This is a genomic window from Providencia sp. PROV_01 (assembly GCF_053098325.1).
This window is the reverse complement of record NZ_JBRFKD010000002.1, coordinates 2,889,105-2,916,073: the sequence shown is the minus strand read 5'-3', so window position 1 is coordinate 2,916,073 and position 26,969 is coordinate 2,889,105. Positions and strand designations below refer to the sequence as shown.

33 protein-coding genes are annotated in these 26,969 nt (G+C 37.6%); 20 read left to right on the top strand and 13 right to left on the bottom strand.

Features of this window, described 5'->3' with window-relative positions; translation table 11 throughout:
- Nucleotides 1-37: 37 nt before the first annotated feature.
- Nucleotides 38-1,021, top strand: a complete 984-nt coding sequence (gene zntB, locus ACU696_RS14155; RefSeq protein ID WP_004910490.1) for a zinc transporter ZntB — start codon at nucleotides 38-40, stop codon at nucleotides 1,019-1,021.
- Nucleotides 1,022-1,280: 259 nt separating this feature from the next.
- Here zntB and ttcA read toward each other — a convergent pair whose 3' ends face one another.
- Nucleotides 1,281-2,195 (bottom strand): tRNA 2-thiocytidine(32) synthetase TtcA, encoded by a 915-nt coding sequence (ttcA, locus tag ACU696_RS14150; protein WP_004910491.1) that lies wholly within the window; start codon nucleotides 2,193-2,195, stop codon nucleotides 1,281-1,283.
- Between the two features lie 240 nt (nucleotides 2,196-2,435).
- Here ttcA and ACU696_RS14145 point away from each other — a divergent pair, with 240 nt between their 5' ends.
- Entirely contained in the window at nucleotides 2,436-2,597 is a 162-nt protein-coding gene (locus ACU696_RS14145; protein WP_155242205.1) for a hypothetical protein, read from the top strand.
- Nucleotides 2,598-2,732: 135 nt separating this feature from the next.
- Here ACU696_RS14145 and ACU696_RS14140 read toward each other — a convergent pair whose 3' ends face one another.
- The 3 genes from ACU696_RS14140 to ACU696_RS14130 form a co-directional block, all read right to left on the bottom strand.
- Nucleotides 2,733-2,948 (bottom strand): CatA-like O-acetyltransferase, encoded by a 216-nt coding sequence (locus tag ACU696_RS14140; protein WP_350025291.1) that lies wholly within the window; start codon nucleotides 2,946-2,948, stop codon nucleotides 2,733-2,735.
- 113 nt (nucleotides 2,949-3,061) lie between these two features.
- Nucleotides 3,062-3,298, bottom strand: coding sequence for a helix-turn-helix domain-containing protein (locus ACU696_RS14135; RefSeq protein ID WP_117161971.1), 237 nt, complete (start codon nucleotides 3,296-3,298; stop codon nucleotides 3,062-3,064).
- Nucleotides 3,299-3,631: 333 nt separating this feature from the next.
- Complete coding sequence (locus ACU696_RS14130; protein ID WP_110731887.1) at nucleotides 3,632-4,327, bottom strand: aspartate/glutamate racemase family protein; 696 nt, start codon at nucleotides 4,325-4,327, stop codon at nucleotides 3,632-3,634.
- Nucleotides 4,328-4,690: 363 nt separating this feature from the next.
- Between ACU696_RS14130 and ACU696_RS14125 the strand changes: the two genes are divergently transcribed.
- Nucleotides 4,691-5,032 (top strand): hypothetical protein, encoded by a 342-nt coding sequence (locus tag ACU696_RS14125; RefSeq protein WP_181937006.1) that lies wholly within the window; start codon nucleotides 4,691-4,693, stop codon nucleotides 5,030-5,032.
- Nucleotides 5,033-5,080: 48 nt separating this feature from the next.
- On the opposite strand, the gene ACU696_RS14120 is transcribed toward ACU696_RS14125, so the two are convergent.
- Entirely contained in the window at nucleotides 5,081-5,725 is a 645-nt protein-coding gene (locus ACU696_RS14120; protein ID WP_004910501.1) for a glutathione S-transferase family protein, read from the bottom strand.
- 284 nt (nucleotides 5,726-6,009) lie between these two features.
- Here ACU696_RS14120 and sra point away from each other — a divergent pair, with 284 nt between their 5' ends.
- From sra to ACU696_RS14085, 7 genes are all read left to right on the top strand, one after another.
- Complete coding sequence (sra, locus tag ACU696_RS14115) at nucleotides 6,010-6,198, top strand: stationary-phase-induced ribosome-associated protein (RefSeq protein ID WP_004910503.1); 189 nt, start codon at nucleotides 6,010-6,012, stop codon at nucleotides 6,196-6,198.
- Between the two features lie 226 nt (nucleotides 6,199-6,424).
- Nucleotides 6,425-7,204, top strand: a complete 780-nt coding sequence (locus ACU696_RS14110; RefSeq protein ID WP_196718502.1) for a YaeF family permuted papain-like enzyme — start codon at nucleotides 6,425-6,427, stop codon at nucleotides 7,202-7,204.
- 330 nt (nucleotides 7,205-7,534) lie between these two features.
- On the top strand, nucleotides 7,535-8,464 hold the full coding sequence (locus ACU696_RS14105) for a Gfo/Idh/MocA family protein (RefSeq protein WP_109911283.1): 930 nt from the start codon (nucleotides 7,535-7,537) through the stop codon (nucleotides 8,462-8,464).
- Nucleotides 8,465-8,544: 80 nt separating this feature from the next.
- Nucleotides 8,545-8,982, top strand: a complete 438-nt coding sequence (locus ACU696_RS14100) for a hypothetical protein (RefSeq protein WP_004910509.1) — start codon at nucleotides 8,545-8,547, stop codon at nucleotides 8,980-8,982.
- A 114-nt stretch (nucleotides 8,983-9,096) separates the two neighbouring features.
- Nucleotides 9,097-9,525, top strand: a complete 429-nt coding sequence (locus ACU696_RS14095; RefSeq protein WP_004910510.1) for a universal stress protein — start codon at nucleotides 9,097-9,099, stop codon at nucleotides 9,523-9,525.
- 125 nt (nucleotides 9,526-9,650) lie between these two features.
- A complete protein-coding gene (locus tag ACU696_RS14090) occupies nucleotides 9,651-9,986 on the top strand; it encodes a hypothetical protein (protein ID WP_004910512.1) in 336 nt (111 codons plus the stop codon).
- A 170-nt stretch (nucleotides 9,987-10,156) separates the two neighbouring features.
- Nucleotides 10,157-10,594 (top strand): universal stress protein, encoded by a 438-nt coding sequence (locus tag ACU696_RS14085; protein WP_004910514.1) that lies wholly within the window; start codon nucleotides 10,157-10,159, stop codon nucleotides 10,592-10,594.
- A 53-nt stretch (nucleotides 10,595-10,647) separates the two neighbouring features.
- Here ACU696_RS14085 and ACU696_RS14080 read toward each other — a convergent pair whose 3' ends face one another.
- Complete coding sequence (locus tag ACU696_RS14080) at nucleotides 10,648-10,941, bottom strand: DUF5339 family protein (RefSeq protein WP_036958707.1); 294 nt, start codon at nucleotides 10,939-10,941, stop codon at nucleotides 10,648-10,650.
- A gap of 246 nt (nucleotides 10,942-11,187) precedes the next feature.
- On the opposite strand from ACU696_RS14080, the gene ACU696_RS14075 reads away from it, so the two are divergent.
- Nucleotides 11,188-11,586, top strand: coding sequence for a hypothetical protein (locus tag ACU696_RS14075; RefSeq protein ID WP_231136489.1), 399 nt, complete (start codon nucleotides 11,188-11,190; stop codon nucleotides 11,584-11,586).
- Here the strand turns inward: ACU696_RS14075 and ACU696_RS14070 are convergent.
- Entirely contained in the window at nucleotides 11,583-12,224 is a 642-nt protein-coding gene (locus tag ACU696_RS14070; RefSeq protein WP_004910519.1) for a TetR/AcrR family transcriptional regulator, read from the bottom strand. The two genes, ACU696_RS14075 and ACU696_RS14070, sit on opposite strands and share 4 nt — an antisense overlap.
- 199 nt (nucleotides 12,225-12,423) lie before the next feature.
- Between ACU696_RS14070 and ACU696_RS14065 the strand changes: the two genes are divergently transcribed.
- From ACU696_RS14065 to phoH, 4 genes are all read left to right on the top strand, one after another.
- Nucleotides 12,424-13,236 (top strand): threonine/serine exporter family protein, encoded by an 813-nt coding sequence (locus tag ACU696_RS14065; RefSeq protein WP_004910522.1) that lies wholly within the window; start codon nucleotides 12,424-12,426, stop codon nucleotides 13,234-13,236.
- Nucleotides 13,227-13,697 carry a threonine/serine exporter gene (locus ACU696_RS14060; protein ID WP_004910523.1) on the top strand — a complete coding sequence of 157 codons (471 nt, stop codon included), beginning with the start codon at nucleotides 13,227-13,229 and terminating at the stop codon, nucleotides 13,695-13,697. The genes ACU696_RS14065 and ACU696_RS14060 overlap by 10 nt, the downstream gene beginning before the upstream one ends.
- Nucleotides 13,698-13,973: 276 nt before the next feature.
- Nucleotides 13,974-14,948, top strand: coding sequence for an endonuclease (locus ACU696_RS14055; RefSeq protein ID WP_419181534.1), 975 nt, complete (start codon nucleotides 13,974-13,976; stop codon nucleotides 14,946-14,948).
- A gap of 495 nt (nucleotides 14,949-15,443) precedes the next feature.
- Nucleotides 15,444-16,229, top strand: coding sequence for a phosphate starvation-inducible protein PhoH (phoH, locus tag ACU696_RS14050; RefSeq protein ID WP_004910528.1), 786 nt, complete (start codon nucleotides 15,444-15,446; stop codon nucleotides 16,227-16,229).
- A 74-nt stretch (nucleotides 16,230-16,303) separates the two neighbouring features.
- On the opposite strand, the gene zinT is transcribed toward phoH, so the two are convergent.
- The 5 genes from zinT to ACU696_RS14025 form a co-directional block, all read right to left on the bottom strand.
- Nucleotides 16,304-16,948 (bottom strand): metal-binding protein ZinT, encoded by a 645-nt coding sequence (zinT, locus tag ACU696_RS14045; RefSeq protein WP_109911338.1) that lies wholly within the window; start codon nucleotides 16,946-16,948, stop codon nucleotides 16,304-16,306.
- Between the two features lie 216 nt (nucleotides 16,949-17,164).
- Nucleotides 17,165-18,004: a siderophore-interacting protein gene (locus ACU696_RS14040; RefSeq protein WP_004910533.1), complete on the bottom strand. Its 840-nt coding sequence runs from the start codon at nucleotides 18,002-18,004 to the stop codon at nucleotides 17,165-17,167.
- Nucleotides 18,005-18,217: 213 nt separating this feature from the next.
- On the bottom strand, nucleotides 18,218-18,349 hold the full coding sequence (locus ACU696_RS14035) for a DUF2474 domain-containing protein (protein ID WP_004264009.1): 132 nt from the start codon (nucleotides 18,347-18,349) through the stop codon (nucleotides 18,218-18,220).
- 4 nt (nucleotides 18,350-18,353) lie between these two features.
- Entirely contained in the window at nucleotides 18,354-19,364 is a 1,011-nt protein-coding gene (cydB, locus tag ACU696_RS14030; RefSeq protein WP_209101416.1) for a cytochrome d ubiquinol oxidase subunit II, read from the bottom strand.
- Nucleotides 19,354-20,691 (bottom strand): cytochrome ubiquinol oxidase subunit I, encoded by a 1,338-nt coding sequence (locus ACU696_RS14025; protein WP_109911286.1) that lies wholly within the window; start codon nucleotides 20,689-20,691, stop codon nucleotides 19,354-19,356. The genes cydB and ACU696_RS14025 overlap by 11 nt, the downstream gene beginning before the upstream one ends.
- A gap of 247 nt (nucleotides 20,692-20,938) precedes the next feature.
- On the opposite strand from ACU696_RS14025, the gene ACU696_RS14020 reads away from it, so the two are divergent.
- Complete coding sequence (locus ACU696_RS14020; RefSeq protein ID WP_004910542.1) at nucleotides 20,939-22,363, top strand: aminotransferase-like domain-containing protein; 1,425 nt, start codon at nucleotides 20,939-20,941, stop codon at nucleotides 22,361-22,363.
- A gap of 95 nt (nucleotides 22,364-22,458) precedes the next feature.
- Complete coding sequence (locus ACU696_RS14015; protein ID WP_226537837.1) at nucleotides 22,459-23,025, top strand: HutD/Ves family protein; 567 nt, start codon at nucleotides 22,459-22,461, stop codon at nucleotides 23,023-23,025.
- Here ACU696_RS14015 and ACU696_RS14010 read toward each other — a convergent pair.
- A complete protein-coding gene (locus tag ACU696_RS14010) occupies nucleotides 23,022-23,633 on the bottom strand; it encodes a LysE family translocator (RefSeq protein WP_196723347.1) in 612 nt (203 codons plus the stop codon). The genes ACU696_RS14015 and ACU696_RS14010 overlap by 4 nt on opposite strands.
- Before the next feature lie 160 nt (nucleotides 23,634-23,793).
- Between ACU696_RS14010 and ACU696_RS14005 the strand changes: the two genes are divergently transcribed.
- The 3 genes from ACU696_RS14005 (at nucleotide 23,794) to ACU696_RS13995 (ending at nucleotide 26,959) form a co-directional block, all read left to right on the top strand.
- Nucleotides 23,794-24,267 carry an Lrp/AsnC family transcriptional regulator gene (locus tag ACU696_RS14005; protein WP_115167334.1) on the top strand — a complete coding sequence of 158 codons (474 nt, stop codon included), beginning with the start codon at nucleotides 23,794-23,796 and terminating at the stop codon, nucleotides 24,265-24,267.
- Between the two features lie 648 nt (nucleotides 24,268-24,915).
- Nucleotides 24,916-26,259 (top strand): radical SAM protein, encoded by a 1,344-nt coding sequence (locus tag ACU696_RS14000; RefSeq protein WP_447343130.1) that lies wholly within the window; start codon nucleotides 24,916-24,918, stop codon nucleotides 26,257-26,259.
- Between the two features lie 10 nt (nucleotides 26,260-26,269).
- Nucleotides 26,270-26,959: a TorD/DmsD family molecular chaperone gene (locus ACU696_RS13995; protein ID WP_209101425.1), complete on the top strand. Its 690-nt coding sequence runs from the start codon at nucleotides 26,270-26,272 to the stop codon at nucleotides 26,957-26,959.
- Nucleotides 26,960-26,969 lie beyond the last annotated feature (10 nt).

Below are 26,969 nucleotides of genomic sequence, written 5' to 3'. Positions count from 1 at the left end.
TACAAATACCGTATTGATTATAAAAGGGAGATATTGCATGGGGCTGATTTATGGTTCTTTATTCCAAAATTCAAATCCTGTACATGCATTTCAGTTAAATGGAGACGGTGGATTACTTCCCATTGATGTGAATGCGAGTGCGAGCCAGCAGTCTCCGTTCTGGCTTCATTATGATTATAAAGATCCTCAAAGTTTTAATTGGATTCAGCAATCAGACCTCTTTAATGACCAAGTTAAGTCTGCGCTATCAGGGCATTCAGGGCGTTGGCGTTTGATACGTGTTGGTGATGGCATTTTATTAACATTGCAAACTTTAAATACCAATACTGGCCAGCGTCCTGAGCAATTAGTTGCATTTCGAGTATTTATTAATAACCGGGTAATTATTTCTAGCCGTCACCGAAAAGTAAACTCTTTAGACTCTGTTATTGATGACTTAAAACAGGGAGTAGGTGCGCAAAGCACAGGTGATTGGCTAGTAGAGGTTGCTGATTCTATTACAGATGAAATAAGTGATTTTACAGATTCTTTGCATGAGCGTTTAATTGATATGGAAGACTCCATATTAAATGGCCAAATTCCTGATAGAGGAGAATTTGCATTACTCCGTAAGCAAATTATTGTAATCCGCCGTTATATGGCTCCACAACGAGATATGTTTTCTCGCTTAACAACGGAAAAATTACTTTGGTTAGATGAAACTAATCGTCGTCGAATTCAAGAGATTTCTGACCGGTTAGGGCGTTGCATTGAAGATCTCGATGGATTTATAGCACGTACAGCGATTATTTCTGATGAGATAACGAATATGATGACTGAAATGATGAACCGGCGTATTTATACGATGTCATTAATGGCCATGATATTCTTACCAACAACGTTTTTAACGGGTTTGTTTGGTGTGAATTTAGGAGGGATCCCCGGTAATGAATTCCGCTTTGCCTTTAGTGTCTTTTGCGTTTTATTAGCCGTTTTAATCGCAACCGTCTTATGGTGGCTAAGAAAAAGCCGATGGCTCTAATATTGATGACTTATTTCCTATAACCGGACCTAGTTTGAGATAAATCAATAAAACTACTGAGGTTTTAGTGCAGTATTAGTCCTGCAGGTGAATGCAACGTTGAGCGATGAACGTTGTGCTCCATAATTGTAGTTTTTCTCATATTGAGTTCTTATACAGAATAATTGACCACTGTAATGCCGATGTAATTTACATCGGCTTTTTTTTGCATTAAATCCGAGCAAAAAATAACCTCCAAACAAGGAGGTTATAATAAATATTATTTAACTTCAATAATATCAAGGCGTTCAGCTGCAAAGTCGGGCTTATCATCTTCCTCTATAAAAGGTTGGAGAGGCAGCTCTTCTTTGTCAAACGCAAGGTCACCGCCATTGATAACTTCATCTCCATGAGAAATATTCTTGAAATCAAATAATTCGGTATCACATAAATGAGACGGCACAATGTTTTGAGTGGCGCGGAACATTGTTTCGATACGGCCAGGATAACGCTTATCCCAATCACGTAGCATCTCTTTAATAACTTGACGTTGCAGGTTTGGTTGAGAGCCACATAGATTACAAGGGATAATTGGAAATTCTTTAGCCTGTGCAAAGCGCTCAATATCTTTTTCTCGGCAGTAAGCGAGTGGTCGGATAACAATGTGTTTTCCGTCATCGCTCATTAATTTAGGAGGCATGCCTTTTAACTTACCGCCATAAAACATATTTAGGAACATGGTCTGTAAAATATCATCACGGTGGTGACCAAGTGCAATTTTAGTTGCACCTAATTCAGTTGCTGTACGATACAGAATTCCACGTCGTAAACGAGAGCACAATGAGCAAGTTGTTTTCCCTTCAGGAATTTTTTCCTTTACGATCCCATAGGTATTTTCTTCAACAATTTTGTACTCCACACCAAGGTTATCAAGGTATGCAGGTAAAATATGCTCAGGGAAGCCAGGTTGTTTTTGGTCCAAATTAACCGCAACTAATGAAAATTGGATAGGGGCACTTTTTTGCAAACTTTGCAGGATGGAAAGCAGTGTGTAACTATCTTTACCTCCAGACAAGCAAACCATTATCCGGTCACCGTCTTCTATCATGTTAAAGTCAGCGATTGCTTGGCCAACATCACGGCGAATTCTTTTTTGCAACTTATTTAAGTTGTACTGTTCTTTATTGGTTGTCATTCTATATTGTTCTGCTACTGGGGTTTATGTTGCTGATGGTTAATTGTACTTTCAGCTGTTAAATTATTATTGTTCTGTGCTTAAAGCCTAATCAGCGAGATCTATAAAAAGAGGCTCATAATAGCAGAAGCTGGGGGGGGAGTGATACCAGTTCGTTAAAAGAGGTGAAAATCTGTTGGGGTATGGCGTCTTCTTTATAGCCTTTATCTCATTGTATAAGCACTACTTAGAACGTAGTGTATGACAAAATATGGAGGAACTATGCCTGCAACTGACCCTATTGAATTGGTTTCGTCTTTACTCACCAGCACTATTAAAATGGTAATTACGCCAACGGAATATTTTTTTCAAAGTGGTACTATTGGGGATGCCATTTATATGAGCTTATTATTTTTGAATTAAAAATACTGAGAGTGCCATTATAACGAGATTAACCCACGACAAATGAAGGAAGGGCTAGTTTCCTTCATAACGGTGAGTAATTTATGGTACTAATGAGCTAGCTTATCACATAATTTTTGTAATTCAGTTAAAAATTTACCAACATAGAAGCCATCGCAAACAAGCATGATGTACCTGTACTGCTAGAGGCAACCATGTTTTATTGTTGTCATTATAGTATTTTCCCATAGTAAATATAGGGGTAAAGACATTAGTAATATCTGCAATATTTAGATTAAAACTGTCAAATGAAACCCAAGGTAAAGATGACACATACAATACATTCTCAATTTGCTGTGATTGAGGATGCAAACTGAGATTATCTTTATACAACGTTAATTGCTGGTGATAACTCTTGTCTAAGTACTATATTTAACCCTTTCAATATAAAGCAAAATTTTTGTGATAGTACAATATATTCAGGCTCATGGTTGTGCGTTGACGTAGATATCAAATAATGTTTTGACATCTATATTGAGTATTTTAGATAGCATTACAAGGTGGTCAATAAATATTGAAAGAGTTCCATCTTCATATTTTATGTATGATTTTTCAGAAATAGATATTAGTTCAGCCATTTTTCTTGTCGTAATTTGACGTTCTATACGTTTTTGTTTAATAAATCCGCCTAATACAACATTACCAACATTATTTTTATACATAATAACCTGTCAAAAATTTAATCTTAATTTTTTATTATCTTAGATGAGAATTAATATTCAATGGGTAATAATCTGTAAATTTAATAAAAAACAAATCTAAGGTGGTTAAGTTAAACTAACTCTTATAAGAATAGAGTTAGTGCAATAAACGATAAAAAATAGCATTATTGTATTTTATAATCAAAAGGTGAGAATTGGCTAATATTAAATTCTATTTAATAGTGCAAAATGTGATTTTTAACTAGATGATATGTCAATTTTGCTACCATTATTTAACAGAAACTATCTTAACAATAATTATTGAAGACAGCGTCTGTTATTAGATAATAATGATTAAGCAGATAGCGCAACTTCAATTGTTTTTTGTGCATGAATGGCGGTGGTATCAAATATGTTTACTGTAGTATCATGTTGATTAACAAGTAATGTTATTTCAGTGCATCCTAAAATGATACCTTCAGCACCTTTTTCTACCAGAGATGTCATTATACGTTGATATTCCTGTTTAGATTCTTTGTTTATTTTTCCTAAGCATAGTTCATTATAAATAATATCATGAATTATTTTTCTATCTTGAGCGCTAGGTACTAGAACATCCAAATTAAACTTATCAATCAACCTTTGTTTATAGAAGGGCTGCTCCATCGTAAACGCAGTTCCTAAGAGTCCAATTGTTTTTATACCTGACTGTGTTATCCGTTCACCTGTTGCATCAGCTATATGTAATAATGGAAGACCGGTTTGAGATTCAATTAGTGGTGCTACTTTATGCATAGTATTGGTGCAAAGAACCAGAAAATCAGCGCCTGCAAGCTTTAAACGCTCTCCTGCATCTGCTAAACATTGTGCTGCCAAATCCCATTGCCCATTGGACTGATACTGTTCTATCTCAGCGAAATCGACGCTATATAAAACAATTTTAGCAGAATGTAGGCCACCTAACTGCTGTTTCACTCCTTCATTAAGTTGTTGGTAGTATAGTAATGTAGATTCCCAGCTCATACCACCAATGAGGCCTATTGTTTTCATTTTTCAACTTCCTATTATCATGCAGTGTTATTATTTTTCTTACTATACTGATTGTTTACAGAGGATCACAATAGAAACGAGAAATTTTCTAGGGGATTAAGAGTAAAAAACAGTTGTAATATTAAACTCAACTTAACATTACACACAATAAGGTTTTAATGTTGAACTTATTTAAATAACAAAATGATAAATATAAGAATATTTACGTTTTAAAGATGGATTTTAATTGATATCTGGTTATCATCATAATGAACATTATTTCAATAAATTTGGTCATATATGGCGAGAATAAAAATGAATTTTTTTAAAGTAATCATTGCGATACTTATTTTTGGTGCTGCATTTCTGTTAGGGGCACTATATATGAAACCAACTCAATTGAGTTTAGTTGAGCAAGTAAAAAAGAATGTTTATGATGTTTTAGCGTACCCACAAGCAGCAAAATTTAGAAATATTGAATATCATTTTTCTCGCTACACTGCGGATAATGGTAAGGTTGGTTATGTTTGTGGGGAGGTGTATCGATATAAAAATGATAAGCCTGACGGATTTAAGCGTTTTATTGTTAAATCTTATACCAATGATGAAGGCCGCATGGATATTTCTATTCCGTTTATTGACGGAGGACATGAAATATTATTGCCTGAACAGGTTAACCAAATTTGGAAAGATAAGTGCTCAAGTCCTGCTTCACCGCTCGAATAAGGAACTACGTGTGCTAAAATTTTGTAGCACACGCTTTTAGGTTATTTGTTATGCGGTCTGTTGGTTTATACATTTTAATGCTGCAGGGCGATTTATCATTTTTTTATAATAGTCAAGTAAAAATGGTGTGTTAGGGCGTTTTATCGGGGTTAATAGCCAACGTTGGATTGATAATGTGATAACGATATCCGCTAGAGAAAAATGGTTTCCATAGAGATAGTTCTGATGATTTTTTTGGGGCTGATTTTTTGATAACACAGATTCAATTATTTGCATTTTTTCATTCCATAAATGGATGCTTTTTTCCACGATTTCAGGTTGTTGTAGAAAAAAAGAATCCTGTCTTACTAGTGCCATAAATGCAGCTCGCCATGCTGGGTTGAGCTCTGAGATTTGCCAATCCATCCATTTTTCTATTTCAGCCCTAGCAAGTGGCTCTTCGGGTAATAAATCCGTCCGTTGGGATTTTGCCACTAGATACCGACAAATTGTGTTGCTCTCCCATAATGAGCCTTGTTCATGAACAAGGACTGGAATAAGCGCATTGGGGTTTAATTTTAAAAAATCGACTTGAATTAAATTCTCATGATTTCCCCAGTGATCTTCATGAATAAATTTAAGATCAAGCTCATGTGCAGTCCATAATACTTTTCGGACATTAATTGACGAAGTGCGGCCTAATATTTTTAACATTTACACCTCTGCTTAGTCGTATGAAATAACCCAATAACATGTTTTTTATTAAAATAGCCTTTCAAGCAAACCGAATATAATTTTAACGTAAAATATATAGTAACCATTGGGAACTAATAAATAAAACTGGATTATATATTACTAGTTTAGTGTTATACTGATTAAGTTACACTTTGTTTTGTTATTATTATGAAACAAAAAAGCCTTTGTGGTCAACGATGACTATGTTTTTTGATGTTCATTTTTTTAATGAATTTTTAATTTAGTAGTTTAAGGAGTCGATAATGGTTAGTAATAATAATGCACGTCGTTTGTTAGGTATGCCTTATAAATTAAGTCGTTCTAAGAAAAACATACGTGTTTCGCTAAGTTCTAAAGATAATGCCGCAGTTGCAGTACAAAAGAATAAAGCGACAGAAAAGAAAACATATCATTCAGTAACTGTTTTTTACCCAGAATATGTTATTAGTTAATTGAATGAATGTAACCCTCTAGTATTCACTAGGGGGTTGATGCTATTTAATTAAAATTGGATTTTTCTTATTAACTTACATTAACTCACTTCAATATACACCATTCCTACGCGTAACATTCAGAGCCTCTTATTATAAAAATAAACGGTAGTCATAAAATAGATTAAAGGATATTATCTGCATTAATTAAAAACTAAAAAGAAAGATCACTATTGGGTGTTGTAGAATGAAATTTTATTGTTGCCTACTATTTTTATTTTGTTTTTCTCTTTCAGGGTGTTCTACTCAATTTAAATCAGATGAAGAAACTAATCGCTTAAAATTTAATATTCAACACGCAAATACGGTTCCTATTGAGGATTCCGTTGAACCGTTGGCAGTTTCTGATATGTTGCCCGGAGATATTCTTTTATCGTCTGCTACAGGGTTAAATTCATGGGGAATTCGGTTATTTAGTATTAGCGGAGTAAGCCATGCATCTATTTATCTAGGCTTGGGCGAAGTTGCTGAATCTGTGGGAAGTGGCGTTAGGATCATTACCTTAGACCAAGCAGTGAAAGATTCTAATAACATGGTGGTATTGAGACAAGCAGGCTTAACATCATTACATGCAGAAAAATTACGCGAATTTTCAGTTCAAAATAATGGAAACAAGTATAACTATAAAGGCATTGTGATGATTGCTCCTTGGATGATCACTAAAAGAGTATGTGAACTTCCGTTAATTGGTGAAACGATACGTAATTTTTGCTTAAAAACCTTAGCTAAAGTTCAGTTAGGCGATAATGTGGACCAAGCTAATGGTTTCTTTTGTTCGCAGTTTGTCCTAGATGCTTATAAGTATGCGGGTATTCCCTTATTTGAAGGTAATTCATCGTGGATAACACCTGCGGATATATTGCATATGCGAACCGGTGATGTGCCGACTTTCATGCCCACTCAACGCCTAGCATATGTTGGGCATTTGAAATCATGGAGTTTTAGTAGTGCAATACGCAGAAAATAATAGATTATTTTAAATAAAAAAAAGGCCAACATATGAAGTTGGCCTGCTAAACTGGAAGCAATGTGAGCAATGTCGTTTGTGATAAACTTGAGTGATTTACTCAAGTATTCACGAGGTAAAAGATAACCATTCTCATTTAAGAAATCAACCCTTTTTTTTATGCAGTTACTTATTCACTCTCCCTGTTTATTTTCATTTTTTGTTTATATAAAACAATCTATTGTGTATTTATTTCTCATCAAAATTGTTTTTTTAACAAAAAAAAATTTTTTTAATTGATATTAATGAGATTATTCTTGCAGAGATTAACCATTAACAGGCGTGTTTACGATGCGAAAATTAAAGGTGGGTGTAGTTGGTTTAGGTTCTATTGCACAAAAAGCGTATTTACCAATTTTAACTAAAGAGGAAAACTGGGAGTTGGTTGGTGCTTTTTCTCCAAATCAATCAAAGGCAAAATTGGTGTGTGATAGTTATCGAATGCCCCTGTTTAGCAGTATTAACGCACTAGCACAGCAATGTGATGCTATTTTTGTTCACAGTGCGACCAAAAGCCATTTTGAGGTAATCAAGCTGCTATTAGAGGCTGACGTTCATGTCTATGTTGATAAGCCATTGACTGAGTTAATTGAACAATCGGAGCAATTAATTCAGTTAGCAGCGCGACGTCAAAAAATGTTAATGGTTGGATTTAACCGCCGTTTCTCGCCGTTTTATTTGGCAATTAAACAAGATATTAAAAATATAGCGTCTATTCGTATGGATAAACACCGTATGGATAGCGTAGGGCCGAATGACTTCAGGTTTACGTTATTAGATGATTATTTGCATGTCATTGATACTATAATGTGGATTGCACAAAGTAATGCAAAACTGATCAGTGGTAGCATTCACAAAACAAATACTGATGAATTGTTTTATGCCGAGCACCATATGCAAGCTGGCCAATGTTGGTTAACAACATCGATGCATCGCAAAGCCGGAAGCCAACAAGAGCAACTTGTTGTCATTGCTGAGGACAGTATTCATCAAATAACCAATATGAACCATTGGTGGAGTGAAAATGCCGTTGGGATCAGCGAGAAAAAACCGGCTAATTGGGACTCCATTTTGGTTCAACGCGGTTTTGATGGTGCAATTCGGCATTTTATTGATTCTGTTTCAAACCAAACTCAACCTTTGATCAGTGGAGAAGAGGGCTTGAAGGCTCAAAGAATGGTTGAAAAAATGATCTCTACAATGAATAAAGTCAGTGGTTAATTATCTTATTTTGTAAAAGTAATTATCGATTTTATTAAACGGTAAAATTTTAGTAGCTCATCACGTTATAGGAACACAGGATGATACCTTTCCAAGATAGCTCTGATGTATTATTTGTTGCAGGGTTTGGGCCGATAGTGACAGATTACAAAAAAAGTCATTCTTTTTATCTTGAGTTGTTAAAGTTACCTTTGAAGCCAATAGAAGAAGGAAGCCAATATTTAACTTGTGAGCAAGATGGGCTAGAAGGTGTTAAACATTTTGCACTTTGGCCTATAGAGCAAGCTGCCCAATCGTGTTTTAGTCAAAATGAGTGGCCTGAAAATATACTCACTCCGCAAAGTTGGATGGAGTTTGAGGTTTCAGACATCGAGAAGATCACGGATATTTGTCTGAAAGAAGGCTATGTCTTATTAGTTAATAATCGCATGGAGCCTTGGGGGCAAACCGTAACAAGGTTATTAAGCCCTGAAGGCATGTTAATTGGTTTAACTGTGACGCCATGGCTAAGAGAATAGCCTGCCTTTATTTGTAGTTAGAGATCTCATTTATCTTTGTGGATAAGAGACATTTATTAGTAATTGTTTATAATTTTGTTGTAGAACTTCATTTTAACTATTTTAGGAGGGGTTATGTATAAAACGATTCTGGTCCCTATCGATTTAACAGAAGATGAATTAACCAGCAAAGCCGTTCGTCATGCTGTTAATCTTGCAAAGCAATCTAGTGCTAAAATTCATCTTATTCATGTTTTGCCAATTTCTTCAGCAATTATTAATGCGTATGCTTTAGGTTACATGGAAATAAAAGACCGTGCGACGGTGAAAGCGGAAGAAGACATGAAAATGTTAATGGATTCAATTGATTTACCTCATGATGACGTTAGTTATACTATAACGTTTGGTTCTCCACGAGATGAAGTGATTAATACAGCAAAAGACATTAATGCCGATATTATTGTCATTGGCTCTCGTCGCCCAAATATTACAACTCATCTTTTAGGGTCAACAGCGGCGGGTATAGTACGTTACGCTGAAACATCAGTGCTGGTTGTACGTTAATAATTAGAGAAGAGCCTGCTCAATGGGTAGGTTCTTTTTTATTTCATTATTTGTATTGCCAATTCAATCAGTTTTAGCACTCAAGTTAATTGATCTTACTTATAACAAGGTGAATTTGAGTCAGTATGGAAAAGTTTTCACAAGAATTACTGCGTGTTGAACACTTTGTTCTGAGAGTTTTACGTTTTTATTTACTCGGGCTTTTGATTTTTTTTCTTGGGTTATTACCCGGTATAATCGGTTTTTATTTTATTGAAGGCCATTCAGCTGTTGAGTCAATGCTTAATGCGTTGTCTATGTTGAGTGGGCAAGCTATTGAGCCGGCTCCAATTACACGGGGAGGCCGTTTCTTTATCGCTATTTATGGTTTATTTTTACAAAGTGTTTTTATTATCAGTATTGGATTAATTGTAACTCCTTTTATTCATCGTATTTTGCATAAATGGCATTTAGAAGAATAATTTTTTGTTGTAATAGTAAGGGGCTTCACAGCTTTTTTAGTGCAGTAAGGCTATACTTCTAAAGACTAAAAAGGAAAATATTCACCCGCTACGCCTAATAACCAAGTTGTAAAAATACGCAACAATATAACTTGAATAAAAACGTCAACATAATTAATAAGGGGCATCATATGTATCAAACAATTTTGGTTCCCGTGGATATATCTGAAGATGTACTAACAGATAACGCATTAAAACATGCTATTTATTTAGCAAAAATTTCAGATGCGAAAATTCACTTATTTCACTCAGTTCCAGATGTTTCAAGATTTTCAATGAGTTATAGTTATCATTATGATTTACTGTCTTCATTTGCTAAAAAAGCACTTGAGCGCTCTGAAGAGCAGCTAAAAGAAATTATTGAAAAGATTGATTATCCGTCAGATAAAATCTCTTATAAGGTGGAGTTTGGTTCACCAAGAGATAAAGTTTTATCAGAAGCTGAGGCTATTGATGCTGACCTTATTGTTATCGGCTCACGCAATCCAAGTATTTCAACCCATTTATTAGGTTCAAATGCTTCTGGGATTGTTTCCTATGCGAAGATCTCGGTTCTCGTGGTTCGGTAAATAAAATAGCCTGCTGAGCAGGCTATTTTTTTATCTATTAAAAGCGAACAATTCTAGGGTGTTTTTACCGCTTCTTTGGCTTGCTCAATTGCTTTAAGTGCTTGGCTGCAAGCTTGCTCTTGTGCATCATCTGGGTAGCTAGCAAGGGCTTTTTTCGCTTCCTCTAATTGTGACTTCATTAATGCAATTTGTTCACCTGCATTGGCTTCATCTTTATATTGTTCTTCAGCTTGCTTAACAAGGTCATTCATTTCTTTGAAATAAGTATCACAGGTTGCACCTGCATTTGCATTAAATGCAGTGAAAGCCATTAAAAGGCTAAACGCAATTGGAAGAGTTTTTTTCATCGTATTTTCGCTTTTAAAATTCATAATATCGTCAGAATAACATTCCATATTCAAAAACGCACCACTCGAACACGTGAATGTTTTTAACTAATAAACTTTTTCTGCATATTGAGAATATTCCTGTTAGTCACTGTCAGAAATAGCATAATTTGCAAAATACAAATGATAATCATTCTTGACTATGGATGATACAAAAGTGTACATTCAAGTACACTTTAATTAATGATGACAACAGAGATGATTGTGATGAGTAAAAATATGATAAAAACAGAAAATTGGCCAATCTGCGAGATGAATATATTTCCATCAACTATGGATGAAACACGTTTATGGTTAGAGGAAATGGATATGTTATTGGCGAGAAGAAATGAATTTGTATTGATATATCCTCCAGTGGTTAAAAAAGAAAAACCATCATCAGAAGATATGCAAAGTATGAAATATGTGCGTCGTTGGTTGAAAGATGCAAAAGAAGCAATGGAACAGCATTGTCGCGCTCTAGTTGTTACGCTACAACCTGATGGCCGAGATAAAGAGGAGATGGAACGCATGGCTCCCATGTTGTCTGCGTTGTATGGTCCTCAAGTTTTAATCGCAACGGATGCAATAGCTGCAAAAGAGCAAGCCCAATCAGTTTTAGCTTAGTCGATTGTGGTTTTACTGATTTTACGGATATAACTGGCGATGATATCGACGGACATAGCAATTTGCTGTTGAATAAATTCATCGCTGGGCTTGAAATCGGCAACACAAAAAGTGGTGATAAACACATCCGCTTTTAGCATTTCTAGGTAGCGTGAAGAAATACTTAATAATGTTGTTTCATTTACTTTAACATCAGGAAGTAAAGCCAATTTCTGTGTTAACAAGCGATAGCTTTTTACAGGGCCTTGCTCAAAAAATGCATGGGTTATTTCAGGGAAACGGTTGTATTCACCTAAAATTAACCGATATAACCCGATGGATTCAGGTTTAAGAACATTCAATAAAAATCGAGAACCATAAAAAGAAAGTATGGACTCAATCGTATTTAGTGAGGGTGTTTTTTCGTTAGGTTCTTGAAAAATATCATCAATCATAGATGCAATAACAGCGGCAAACAACCCTTCTTTATCACCAAAATTTTTATATAAAGTCGTTCGAGAGCCTCCAGCACGTTCAATAATCATATCCAGAGTTGCACCTTCAAACCCATATTGCAGAAAAATTTCAGTTGCGGCAGTGATCAAAGCCTGATGACGACGTCGGCCTTTTGGGGTTTTAGCTGTAAGCGTGCTACTCATGAATGGCTAATCCTACTCTTTGTCTTCAAATAAGAAAATAACATAACAAATTTTACCAAATAGTTTAAATCACGTTACCTCAATCACAGATTTACCTGAAAGAGATCATCATTTAAGCTGATATTTGTCTTTATGATATTTATAAAGATTAACATGTTTAGGATGATATCTGAATGGTTGTCACAATATTGGGGGCAAGATGGCAGAGCATGCATTGAATGAACAAAAAATAGACCAAAATGATCCTGTTGATCAGCAACGTGAGGTAACTCGGCTATGTATTGAGTGTGGCTTATTGTTATTGCAACATGGCGCTGAAAGTATGCTCGTTGAACAATTGACAACCCGTTTGGGCATTGCACTTGGAGCAAATCAAGTTGATAGTGCAATCTCATCTAACTCATTAGTTTTAACCACCATAATTGATGGCCGCTGCCTAACGTCAACACGGCGTATTATTGACCGTGGTATTAATATGCATGTTGTCACCGAAGTCCAGCATGCGGTCATTCTCGTCGAACATCATTTACTAGACCGAAAACAATTACACAAGAAATTATCATCGATTAAACCGTTGCGATATCCTCGATGGTTAATGGTTTTGATGGTGGCTTTATCTTGTGCTTGTTTCAGCAAGTTGAATGGAGGGGGATGGGAAAGTGCATTAATTACATTTTTAGCCAGTGGCTGTGCAATGTATGTGCGACAAGTGTTAACTTCTCATCAAATGAACCCATTGATTAATTTTTGTATCACTGCGTTTGTTGCGACAACGGTCTCTGGATTATTACTGAAAATACCGTATTTAGCAGTCACTGAAACGATTTCTATGGCTGCCAGCGTATTGCTTTTAGTTCCGGGCTTCCCATTAATTAATGCAGTCGCTGATATGTTTAAAGGGCATGTTAATACAGGTTTAGCGCGTTGGACAATGGCGAGTCTCCTTACTTTGGCTACCTGTATTGGGGTTGTATTAGCAATGACAATCTGGGGTTTAAAAGAATGGGCATAGAATTTCTGTTCTCCTTATGTGAAAAAATGCTACTAGCGGCTATACCAGCAGTCGGGTTTGCTATGGTATTTAATGTGCCTGTTAGGGCATTGAAATATTGCGCTTTATTAGGTGCTATTGGCTATGGCTTTAGAATGATATTGATGACACTAGGGCTGCAAATCGAGTGGGCAAGTTTTCTTGCAGCAATTTTAATCGGTATTATCGGTATTCAGTGGTCGCGCTGGTGGTTAGCTCATCCTAAAGTGTTTACTGTTGCTGCCGTGATCCCAATGTTTCCAGGTATTAGTGCCTATATTGCAATGATTTCAGTCGTTAAAATATCGCAATTTGGCTATGATCCTGAATTAGTTGAGGTTCTAGTGACTAATTTCTTAAAAGCGTCTTTCATTGTTGGAGCCTTGTCTATTGGTATTTCTTTACCTGGTTTATGGCTATATCGCAAAAGACCAAGCGTGTAATTTTTAAGGGATGGCTTGCTGGTATTCTTGCTATATCCGTAAGCCATACTTTTTTCTTTTACTAATAAGAGTTAGATATTCTATTAAAGCTGCATAAATTCTGATGTGGGTGTTAACCATAAAATTGAGTCATCGCTGATATCATTAATGCTACTATTTGATTAGAATATGTGATATTTCTTCTTATGCATTAATGTGTTAGAGGAAAAACTAACGCATTCATTTCAATTCTTCGAATATATTCTTATTAGTGGTGTTATTTTGAAACAATTTAGCTTGTCCAAATATTATCAATTTGTTTTTTCGATTCTATTATTTATTTTTTCTGCTTTTTCATTTTCTGCACCAAGTTCATTTACTGAAGCCAAAGCACTGAGTAAAACTCAGGTTTATGCAGATCAAAATCACCAAGGTGAGGGAACAATATACTGTGGGTGCCAGTGGGAATGGGTAGGAAAAAGCGGAGGAAAAGTCGATTTAGCCTCTTGTGGTTATCAAGTGCGTAAACAACAGAACCGAGCCGAACGCATTGAATGGGAGCATATTGTTCCGGCATGGGTGTTTGGTCATCAAAGACAATGTTGGCAACAAGGTGGGCGAAAAAACTGTGTGTCTAGTGACCCTATTTTTGGCCAAATGGAAGCCGATCTGCATAATTTAGCGCCTTCTATTGGTGAGGTGAATGGTGATAGAAGCAATTTTAGTTTTGGGCAATTACCCGCTAATACGCCATATCCATACGGAATGTGCCGCAGTCGAGTTGATTTTAAACAAAAAGTCTTTGAACCAAGAGATGAGGCCAAAGGGCAAGTAGCCCGAGTATATTTCTATATGCATGACCGCTATAACTTATCTATGTCACGTCAACAACAACAGTTACTGATGGCTTGGGATAATAAATATCCTCCAACCCCTTGGGAAATCCAGCGTGATAATCGAGTCGCTAAGGTGATGGGCCATCATAACCCATTTGTGACAGGGGAGAAAAAATGGAGTTTAAATCATAAAAATAGCGCAGAGGGTGTTAATATTTCACCAGTCTCACCTTTAAATCAGCCTCAAGTAATAGAAAATAAATCTATTGTACCAAATACGGTTGAAATTAAAGGTAATCGCAATTCTAAAAAATATCATTTTTCACATTGTGCTAGCTTCAATACCATCGCTGATAAAAATGCCGTCATCTTCACTGACGAACAATTGGCTAAAGCCGCAGGTTTTGAGTTAGCGGGAAATTGTAAAATACGCTAATTATCCTTTAAAACCGCAATAGTTAACTAACTGATTATTGCGGTTTTATTTTTTTATATTTATGTGTGATAACGAAAAATTTTAATAAACGCCCAAAATTTTGTTAGAAAAATGTTGCTTTATCAAAAAAAATGACGCTATATTTAAAGCAGATGAAAACTGCAATAAAAACATGGACTCATTGAGGCACTAAAAATATTGCTGCTTGTCATATTACTGTCATATAGATTCATTAGTTTAAAAGTATCGCTGTTACAGGAGAAACTAATGGGAAATAAGTGTTTATACACGCGAGTACAAAACCGGTTACCACTCCATCATGAAATTTCCATGGTGAGATTGGTAACCGGTTTTTTTATTAGCCGAGTTATTGCATGGAGTTACAGCCACATAATAGATGTTTGATATTAACTTTGAGCTTGAAGGGAGCTCACCTCTGTTTTGAATAGTCCGTCATTTGAATTGACATCACTGATACCTGGAAGGGTTAATACTATGAGTAGACAGAAAGCTGCAACAAAGGCACGTCGTGAAATGAAACGTTCATCACGCAAAGATCGCTCAGGTCGTTTTGATATCAATAACGTCGCATCATTTGCTGAATTTACTGGCATTGAAGCTATCGGTATGGCAAAAGAACGTCGTGATGAATCCCCTATATTGCCCAGAAATGAAGCTCAAAAACTCTATATTAATTCCATTAAACATAAGCAATTAATTTTTGCGAATGGCGAAGCGGGATGTGGTAAAACCTATATCAGCACTGCACTTGCAGCTGATGCGTTAATTCATAAAGATATCAATAAGATTATTGTGACAAGGCCCGTTCTTCAAGCGGAGGAAGATCTCGGTTTTTTACCGGGTGATATGTCAGAAAAGTTTGCGCCTTACTTTCGTCCTGTCTATGACGTATTGGTGAAAAGGCTCGGCGCATCCTTTTTGCAATATTGTTTGCGCCCCGAAATTGCTAAAGTGGAAATCGCGCCATTTGCTTATATGCGAGGTCGAACATTTGAAAATGCCGTCGTGATATTAGATGAAGCGCAGAATGTCACTGTCACGCAAATGAAAATGTTTTTAACTCGGCTTGGTGAAAATGTGACGGTGATTGTCAATGGTGATGTGACCCAGTGTGATTTGCCTGAAGGTGTGTCCTCAGGGTTAACCGATGCATTACAACGTTTTAGTACTGATGAAATGGTTTCGATGGTGAATTTTACTATTGAGGATTGTGTGAGATCACAATTGTGCCATAAAGCCTTATTGGCTTATAACTATTAATTAGTTTTGTTATTAATTATATACCCCGCGATTTGTTCGCGGGGTATAGGTTAAATCTTTATCGAGGCAATTGATTAGTGGTAGAGCATTTCATGTACGATTTGCTCATCTGTGAGGGTATATGGGTAATAGGTTGGCCAATTTTCTAGTTGGCTTAATAATTTTTCCTGAGATTCGTTTCCCATATACAGGTGGAAATGCCCCGAGGCCTGTGGCTCAATAATATGGTCGCTAAACTGGATAAATTTGGGCGCTTTTGAGTTAGCATCTTTGCATTCAAACAAGTAACGGACGCCTTTTTTCCCTGAAGTGTAATGAAGAATTTTGTAACCGGCGTAGTCATATTTACAGCTGCTTACGGCACCGTTTTGGGTAAACTCAATAACATCATTTTCAATTCCAATGCTGTCAACATCGGTGGCATAGCCTTTTTTATAATATTCACGATACTCTTCAACCGTTTTATCTTTATTTTTCTTTGCTTTACTTTCTAAAACTTCATCGAGCTTTCCATTTAATAGTAATGGATTAACCGATTCCCAGATGCCTTGCCAATCGCTAAGAGACCTATCTTTGACGTCAGCATCTTCAAAAATCCCTTTTGAAGCTTGGAGTGCTTTCTCTGATTGTGGATGAGAGTGACTATGTGAGCCATGAGCAGCTGCTGTATAGCTAGTGAGAGCTAATGCGACATAAAGACTGGTTTTTAAAATTGCCATTTTGTACACAGTGGTTTTCCTATTTTTGTAGTGAATATAACGACCATAAAAACCATTATGTTATAACATAACAAATGTAAGAATGAAAAGTATTTTAGCTAGTTTATTGATGAGGAATATAATGACTAAAAACGTGATGAAGGCAGATAGGAGCAGGATATGAGCTCGCTTAGTAGAGTTTATAATCAATAAGCGAGCTAACTATTTGAACCGAAGTTAGTCGTCAGGGTTGTCCATTACAGCATGGCGTTCATGGTGATAACCTTCCTCATCATAACCATATCGCCAGTAAGGAATTGCATAGATATCATCACGACCAAAACCTTTTTCTCGACGAATATAACGACGCAAATCACGAATAATTTGGTCTTCACCCGCAATCCAAAAAGCGCAATCATTGTTTGGAATGTCCCAAGACTTAAACGTGCTAATTAATTCAGCTGTTTTGGTGATATCACCACAGATCCAAATTACGTCAACGTGTTCAGGTTTTTTCAGTTCTCGCACGTCTTTTGGGCTATCTAACCGTAGTACGACTTTACCTTGGGCATTTGCTGGCATTTTTTCTAATAATGCGGCAATAGCGGGTAGAGAACTTGAATCACCGGCCATGAAGTAATGTTGTCTGGCAGGCAATAATGGGTCTGGGCCACCCGGATTGGTAATCCCCATCCAATTTCCTGGTTTTGCATCACGTGCAAATAGGTATGCAGGGCCAGTTGCGCCATCATGCATAGCAAATTCAATATCTATCTCGCTAACTTCAGGGCGGATGGCTCTGACGGTATAGGTACGAACAAATGGACGAGGTTTGTCTTCTGGCCAGCTACGGCCTTCTTTACTTAGGATAGGGAGTGCGGGCTGGCTGATTAAATCAGGGGCTAAAAATATTTTCAGGTGCCCACCTTCACAATCAGTTGGGTATGTATTGAGTCTTTCACCGGTGAAAGTAATGCTGCGAATAGATGGGGTGATATCGGTAATGGATTTGACTTGAATGAGCTGTGGTGGAGCCGGGCGGTAGATGTTTTTTTCAACGGGTTGTTCAGTGGCCACGGACAATCTCCTTTATTAATGATAATTTTATTATATGGTAATTATTATCATTATCATGAATAACTTTGTAAGTTGCAACCGCTAGTGAGTGATTGGAAGAGGATATTTATAAAGAGAGATTTTCAACAGTAGGGAGGCAATTTACAGTGATGAATTGTTGATTTTAATAAAAATGCCGTATGATTTTTAGCATACGGCATATCGAAAGGTAGATTACTTCACTTTCATTCCGGCTGCGGTCATCATCAATTTAAACACGGAAGAGAAGGCAAATAGCGCCAATACACTTCCGAACCAGATAATGGCCATCCAACCGAGTTTTTTCCACCAAGGGGAGGCTGCCACGTTATCAGTGGTAACCTTGTTCTGGGGTAATTTTTCCTCTGAAGACATAGTAACTCCAATAGGTATAAACCAAAATAACAGGAATAATGAATAACGCACCGACTAACATAAAGCCTAAACTTTCGGATGGGCCAGCGGCATCACGGAAACTGACTGCGGGTGGAATGAGCGTTGGCCAGATACTGATACCTAGGCCAGTAAACCCAAGGAAAATCAACATTAAAGCCGCTAAGAATGGCACGCTATCGAATCGTTGTCGCTTAGCACTTTTTAGGATCAACCAAGTACAGCCTAATACCAGTAACGGAACAGGTAAAAAGAAGAACAGGTTTGGCAGAGAGAACCAACGCTCAAAAACGGCCTCATTTAACATCGGAGTCCAGAGACTGATCACCGTAATTACCGCTAACATCAGTAATGTTAATGGCCGTAGAACACGATACATCGTGCTACGTAAGTGGCCCTCAGTTTTCATGATCAACCACCCACAAGCTAATAGTGCATAAGCCACAACAAGGCCAAATCCGCAAAATAGTGGGAAAGGCGCGAACCAATCGAAATCCCCCCCCATGTAAACACGGTTTTCTACATGGAAGCCTTGGATAAAGGCACCAACGACCACTCCTTGAACAAAGGTGGCAAAAATTGAACCCCAAATAAAGGCGTGATCCCAATGGCGGCGGTGTGATTCATCCGCTCTAAAGCGAAACTCAAAGGCAACACCACGGAAAATCAAGGCCAATAACATGAAAGTTAATGGAATTGACAGGGCATCGAGGACAATCGCATAAGCGAGAGGAAAAGCACCAAATAAAGCGGCTCCACCTAAAACCAACCAAGTTTCATTGCCATCCCACACTGGGGCAACGCTGTTCATCATCAGATCACGGTCTTGGCTGTCTTTCAGCGCAGGGTAAAGGATCCCAATGCCTAAATCGAACCCATCCATGACAATATACATCAACATACTAAATACGATGATGACAAACCAAATGAGAGGTAAATCAATGCCCATGAGCTGCGTCCTCCGCGATACCTTTACGAATTAATTTCATCATGTACATATAGCCAATCCCGAAAACACCGCCATAAACGACAAAAAAGGCGATTAAACTGATGCTCATGTGCATTTCACCATGTGCACTGACCGCATCAGAGGTTCGTTGTAGCCCATAAACAACCCATGGCTGGCGGCCAATTTCTGTTGTAAACCAACCTGCAAGGATGGCTATCAGCCCAGAAGGTGCCATTAAAAACATAAAACGTAAGAATGTTTTCGACTCATAAAGGTTTTTACGGTAGCGAAGCCATAAACCCCAAACTCCAGCCGCTATCATTAATAAGCCAAGCCCGACCATTACGCGGAATGACCAAAACACCATAAACACGTTAGGCCTATCTTCTGGGGCATATTCTTTTAGCGCGGGGACTTGTTTATCAATACTGTGTGTTAAAATCAGGCTTGCTAAATAAGGGATTTCGATAGCGAATTCTGTTTTTTCCTTTTCTTGGTTTGGAATACCAAACAAGATCAGCGGAGTGGCTTCTCCGGGTTTGTTTTCCCAGTGACCTTCCATTGCAGCCACTTTAACCGGTTGATGTTTAAGTGTGTTTAGGCCGTGAGCATCCCCGATTAAAGCTTGAACAGGGGCTAAAACTAAAATCAACCACAGGGACATGGAAAACATTTTTTTCATGGCACTGGACTTGTTGCCTTTGAGCAAGTGCCAAGCGGCGGAAGCCCCAATAAAAAATGCTGCAGCAAGGAAAGCTGCTGTAGTCATATGCAGTAATCGATAAGGGAAAGAGGGGTTGAAAATAACGGCAAACCAATCAACGGGAACAATGCGCCCATCAATAATTTCAAAGCCTTGTGGTGTTTGCATAAAGCTGTTGGAGGCCAAAATCCAGAATGTGGAAATAATCGTTCCTAGCGCAACCATGCAAGTAGCGAAGAAATGCAATTTTTCACCTACACGGTTCATCCCAAACAACATAACACCGAGGAAACCAGCTTCTAAGAAGAAGGCCGTAAGAACCTCATAAGTGAGTAATGGCCCTGTAATACCTCCCGCAAAATCTGAGAAAAAGCTCCAGTTAGTGCCGAATTGGTATGCCATAACCAAGCCAGAAACAACACCCATTCCGAAATTAACCGCAAAAACTTTCGACCAAAAATGGAACAGTTTTATATAGTCTTGATCACGAGTTTTAAGCCATAAACCTTGTAGCACCGCAAGGTAACTTGCGAGCCCAATCGTAATGGCTGGAAAAATAATATGAAACGAGACCGTAAACGCAAATTGTATACGGGCAAGTTCCAGCGCAGTTAGTCCAAACATATTGACCCCTGAGTGGATATGTTAATGACACGCAACATTCAACGTTTTGATGAGAGCAATTGAGGCGCTAATCCTTAGCAAAAGAGATTGCTCACACCTGAGTGCAAAATAATCGCCATCCAACGAAAAATGTTTTGTGCTTATAGTTAAAAAAAAGTCAGGTGAATGTGTGGATAAGTAGAACATGAGACGATAAACTATAATAGTAACAATTATTGAGATATTAACTATAACAGTTGAGGCGGCTATGACGAGATACGAACAATTAGCAGCGCAAATTCGTCAGCAAATTGAAGACAATATCTGGCAAGTGGGCGACAGATTACCTTCATTGAGGGAAAGTGTTAAACAGTCTGGTTTAAGTTTAATGACTGTTGTGCAAGCATATCAGTTGCTTGAAAGCCAAGGATGGGTCGTTGCTCGCCCGCAATCAGGGTATTACGTGGCAAACCGCAATAACGCATTTGCTGCCGCAAAAGGAGGTAAAGGGCTACATTTGAATGAAAATGTAGAGATTAACGCCTCTATTTTTGGTGTCTTACAAGCTTGTAAGGACCCGAATATTATCCCATTTGGCTCCGCATTTCCAGAGCCCGCCTTATTAGATGACCCAAAACTCGCGAAATCACTCGCGTCTGTCGCTAGGCGCTTATCGAAATTTAATACACCAGCTAATTTGCCGCCTGGTAATGAACAACTGCGTCGAAACATTGCTCAGCGTTATGCAACTCAAGGGATCCATGTTGCTCCTGATGAAATCGTGATTACAGCAGGAGCCATGGAATCTTTAGTTCTGAGCTTACAATCAGTCACTCAGCCCGGGGATTGGGTCGTTATCGAATCACCTGCATTCTATGGTTCACTTCAGGCAATTGAGCGGTTAAAACTCAAGGCAATTGCTATTAAAACAGACCCGCTATTTGGTATTGATCTTGACGCGTTAGAGGATATTGCAAGCAAATATCCAATTAAAGCCTGTTGGCTGATGACACATTATCAAAATCCATTAGGCGGTACGATGCCGCAAACGAACAAAAAACGATTGGTCGATATCCTGAATAAGCAGCAAATTGCATTAATTGAAGACGATGTCTATGGGGAACTTTATTTTGGTAACAAACAGCCAATACCCGCAAAGGCACTAGATACTAAAGGAAATTTCTTTCATTGTTCTTCGTTTTCGAAATGTTTAGCGCCGGGGTATCGAGTGGGTTGGGTTGCCGCGGGTCAACACGCGACAAAAATTCAACATTTACAAATGATGAGCACCGTTTCTGCTAGCGTTCCCACGCAATTAGCTATTGCGGAGTACTTATCATTAGGGGGATATGACAACCACCTTCGTAAACTGCGTTTAACGATGGAACAACGTCAGCACCAAATGTTGAGTGCAATAGCAAAATACATGCCTCAGTCAGTAAAAGTTAATACACCAAAAGGTGGGTATTTTTTATGGCTAGAATTTGAACCGCCATTTAATGCTATTCGTTTGTACCAACTCGCACTAAAAGAGGGGATCAGCATCGCACCGGGAAGTATGTTTTCCACTAGTGATCAGTTTAATCATGCATTTCGTCTGAATGCATCGTTTACATGGAGTGAAAGGGTGGAAGAAGCAATGAAAACTTTAGGCCGTTTATGTCACTTTTTAATCAATGAGAGGCGTGATTAGTCACATTATCATTGTTAATTCATTGCCTTGAAAGATTAACTTTGCCAATCTAAGTATAAATCTAAATGTGTTAGCAGCAATAAATGGGAGGTAATGTGAAAATAAAATGTTTTGACACAATGGAGTTACCTATCCTGGATTGGCATGATGGCGGGGGGGCCAGCCAAGAAGTATTTTGCTGGCCAGTGGCATCGGACTATTCACTACGCGCAAGTATTGCAACCATTAAGCAAGAGAGCTATTTAAAACGTTATGCGGAAGGAGAAAGGTTGGCAATATTGTTGAATGACCAGCCGCTTCTGTTAACCGATACCAAAGCATTTGAGTGCCGATTAGAGCATGCAGGTGATCATGTCCAATTTTCAGCCCAGCAATTTTGTATGGTAAAAGTCCCAAAGCCATCAGTTAAGTTAATGAATTTTATTTTTCTAGATGATAGGTGGGCGGTTAAAAACTACTTCATCACTGAAGAGTGTAAATTACCAGCTAACCAAGCAGGGTTAGTCTATGTGCTCAATGGTGAATGGGAAATTTCAGGCGCAAATTGCCATCTTATGGCGCAAGGACAAGGAGCCTGGTGGCTACCTGATATCGGTGAAGGGGTGATAAAACCACTTAGCACCGATAGCAAGTTAATCTGGATTGAATTATTGCCTCGCTAACTAGTAGCTAAACCGATAGCAGCGAGTGTTAGCATACCGCCTGCAACCCCCTCGGTTATACGGCGTTTTTTATCATTATAAACTCGCTTATTATGCATGGAAGCAAATAATGCACCTATCACACCATAGATTACGACACACGAAAGTATAAAAGCAGCTGAAAGTATCAAAGACTGAACTGCCACACTTTCTGTCAGCTTAATGAAATTCGGCAAAATAGCGAAATACACCAATAACCCTTTAGGGTTAAGAAAGCTCGTCAGAAATGCTTTAGCTATTACTGCCTTTGTTGACACCGTTTGAATTTTTAAGTCTCCCGCTTTCATCGCAGATAACACCATGCGGATAGCAAGATAAGTGACATAAGTCACTCCAACCCATTTAATGGTGTGGAAAATCATAGGGGAAGCCGCAACAATTGCCGCTAAACCAAGTGCAGCCAGAATCGCATGCGCTATATAGCCCAGTATAATACCTAAATTAGCTTTCAAGGCAGCAGAGGTGCCTCCTGATAATCCTTGTGCGGAAATAAAAAGAATATCTGGGCCTGGTGTGCAGACTAAAGGGACTACGGTTGCGCTAAATAAGAGCAAGGTCTGTAACTCCATTTCAATTCCTCATTATTGTTTATTGTTAATTCACGCAACTGGCCAGTAGCAATAAAATTATAGCGATAATCCAGTGATATTGGATTTTTTTATTGCTTTAAAATAAACAATAATTGGTATTTAATATCAAAAATTAATATTAAATTGAGGTTGAGTACCAATGAAAGAAAATAGGCTAAAATTGGATGCCATTGATAGACGCATCTTACAGATTTTACAAAGAGATGGAAAAATTCAGAATATTGAATTAGCTAAAGAAGTGGGGCTTTCCCCGTCCCCTTGTCTGCGTCGTGTGAAATTGCTTGAAGAAGCCGGGGTTATCAAACGTTATGTGGCCGTATTGGATGGCAGTAAAATTGGAGCCGGTCTTTCTTTATTTGCACGTATTTGGTTTAAAACACAAGATGCCAAGACCATCAACCAATTCGTTGAAGACATTAAACAGATGCCTGAAGTCGTTGAATGCCATCTAATGGCAGGGGAATGTGATGCTTTGATCCGTATTGTAACGCAAGACTTAGCCTCTTATCGTCGATTTCATGCAGATCATTTAACACAAATTAGCAGCATTCAGAGTATAAAGACGGAGGTGCCAATGGAAACGGTTAAGGTGACTTATGCTTTACCACTTTGACGATAATGACCAACCGCGTGATAGTGACGAGTTGGGAGTGTCTAACGATGAATTATAATTATATCTTTAATTATGATAAAAAGATAAATAATAACTATGCTGTATTTATTAGAGAGGTTTATAAAATAAAAGAAATTAAATATGATAAATATGAATAGCTGAACATTTTTTGAAGTTTAATTTTACAAATTGAAATATTATTTCCTCTCTTTTAATGTTGAAAGGTTAGTTTAATATTATTTTAGAATGCTATTAAATGAGGTATTTTAATTTTATATGGCGATTTTTAAAGAGATAATTCTCATATAATGAGAACATGATTGAGTAATAACCTAGCCATAACGACAGCGATAGCTAATCATTTGATATATAAATAATGAAAGGAAAGTTTTTTTGATCCTGCGCAACACCATATTACGTCACTTACCTATACTGATATTAATTAAAAATCAAAATAATATAATGCGAATGTTTCTTATTTAAAATTATTTTCAATTTGCTCGGTAATGATGTGAGTATTTATAAGCATATTTCTAATTGTTATTGGCATTATAATGACAGTCTATTAATTGATTATTTACATTCTGAACCTAATTGAAAATTCACTGAATAATAGGAACTGTTTGCTCATAAATTGAAGGGAAATTTATGATCTATCCTATTACTGATAGAACAATATCGACAGTAAATAATCAAAAATTTAAGCGCTACGCTATTCGCTATTTGGATATCGAACAGCAAACACAGCAGGCAATCATAGAATATGGCCTTAATTTTGAAGCCCCTTTTGCACAGCAACATGAAATTGAGAAACTCAAACTAAGTATAAAGAATCATGGCGCAACTTTTGCCAATAATGGGAAGAGTATACATTGTAATTGGCTCTCGAGTGCTTGCGTGCAATGTCGTACGGGAGAAGGGAGTTATACGACATTTTTGTCATTAAAATGCCACCGCGATTGTTATTTTTGTTTTAACCCAAACCAAGAAAATTATCAGGGTTATCAACAGGAAATGCGTGATGCGCTTGGGGAAATTGATGCAATTGCCGAGCAAGGTTACCCTCTGACCCATATCGCACTAACAGGCGGGGAGCCTCTACTTTTTCGCCAAGAAAGTATCGAATTTTTCCAAGCCGTCCAACAGAAATTACCTCAGGCTCATAGCCGTTTATATACCGCTGGTGACCCATTAGACCGTAATACCGCATTAGCTTTAGCGAAGGCAGGCCTACAAGAAATCCGTTTTAGCATCAAAATTGATGATTCAAAAGAACGCATCACCAAAGTTTTGTACCGCATCGCGTTAGCTCGTGAAATTTTTCCAGCGGTTATGGTGGAAATGCCGGTGATCCCCGGTACAGAACAGCAAATGTATCAGCTATTAACTCAGCTTGATGACATTGGTATTGATGGTATCAATTTATTAGAGTTTTGTTTCCCACTAACAAATAGTGAAGCGTATCAAGCTCGAGGCTTCGAACTTAAAAATCCACCTTATGAGGTGTATTACAACTATTGGTATGCTGGTGGATTGGCGGTTGCACAGAGTGAATTAGCTTGCCTTCGAGTGCTTAATTTTGCACTCGAAAATAAATTATCGCTTGGGGTGCATTATTGCTCTTTAGAAAATAAACATACGGGGCAAGTGTACCAAAGTAATGCTTTTTTTGAACACAATGAAAAAATATTAGGAAAACATTACTTCTTCTCTTCTCAAGATTATTTTTTTAAAAGCGCCAAAGTTTTTGGTGATGATTGTGAAAAGGTGGCGGTTTTACTGAAACAAACAGGCGTTTCTTATTATCAAGATTTGTTACATGGTTTTTTGCAATTTAACCCTGAAGCAATTTACTTATTAACCTCGCTAGACAAACTACCTATTGCGTTGACCTCTCACATTGTTGAGCCCGATGAACAGGGCAATCATTTAATTAAAGAAGTGCAAATTGAACTCACTACACCCGCTGAATTTTTACTGACTGACCTGTAGGGATACATTTATGACTAATGACAACCAAATTTTAGATTTTCTGTATGCGCGTCAATTTGCTTATGACGTATTGCGGCGTTTGTTTATGGAAGAACCAACGCCAGAGTTATTAAGTTATTTGAGAGATTCAGGATTGCTGTTATTTCCCTGTGATGAAGTATTACCCGCGATGAGAAATGCCATAAATGACATGCATAAAGACTTAAACAATAGTCAGCTAAAAGCCAATACTGAGGGTTTTGAAAACTTGCATTGGGATTTTACTCGCTTATTTATTGGCCCAGAAGCCCCGCCAGCAGCGCCATGGGAGTCAACTTATGTTTCCCGTGACAAACTGTTATTTCAAGAAAGTACCTCAGCAGTGAAATCCTTTTATGAACAGTATGGCGTTCATTTACCGGAAGGGGATAGGGAAGCCGCTGACCATATTGGTTATGAGTTAGATTTTATGTGGCATTTAAGCCTGCGTATTACTGAACTTATTGATAGCGAAAATGAAACCGTTGATTGGGTTAACGTAAACGCGTTGTTGCTCGGGTCTGCCACATTTTTAAATACCCATCTATTGGCGTTTATTACGCCATTTTGCCGCTCAATGCATAACCATGCAGACACATTATTCTATCGTCAATTAAGTTCATTAGTTGAGCTTTTCTTACGCAATGATATTAAAAAAATCAATGAATTAGTCAATTTATAATAATAAACAA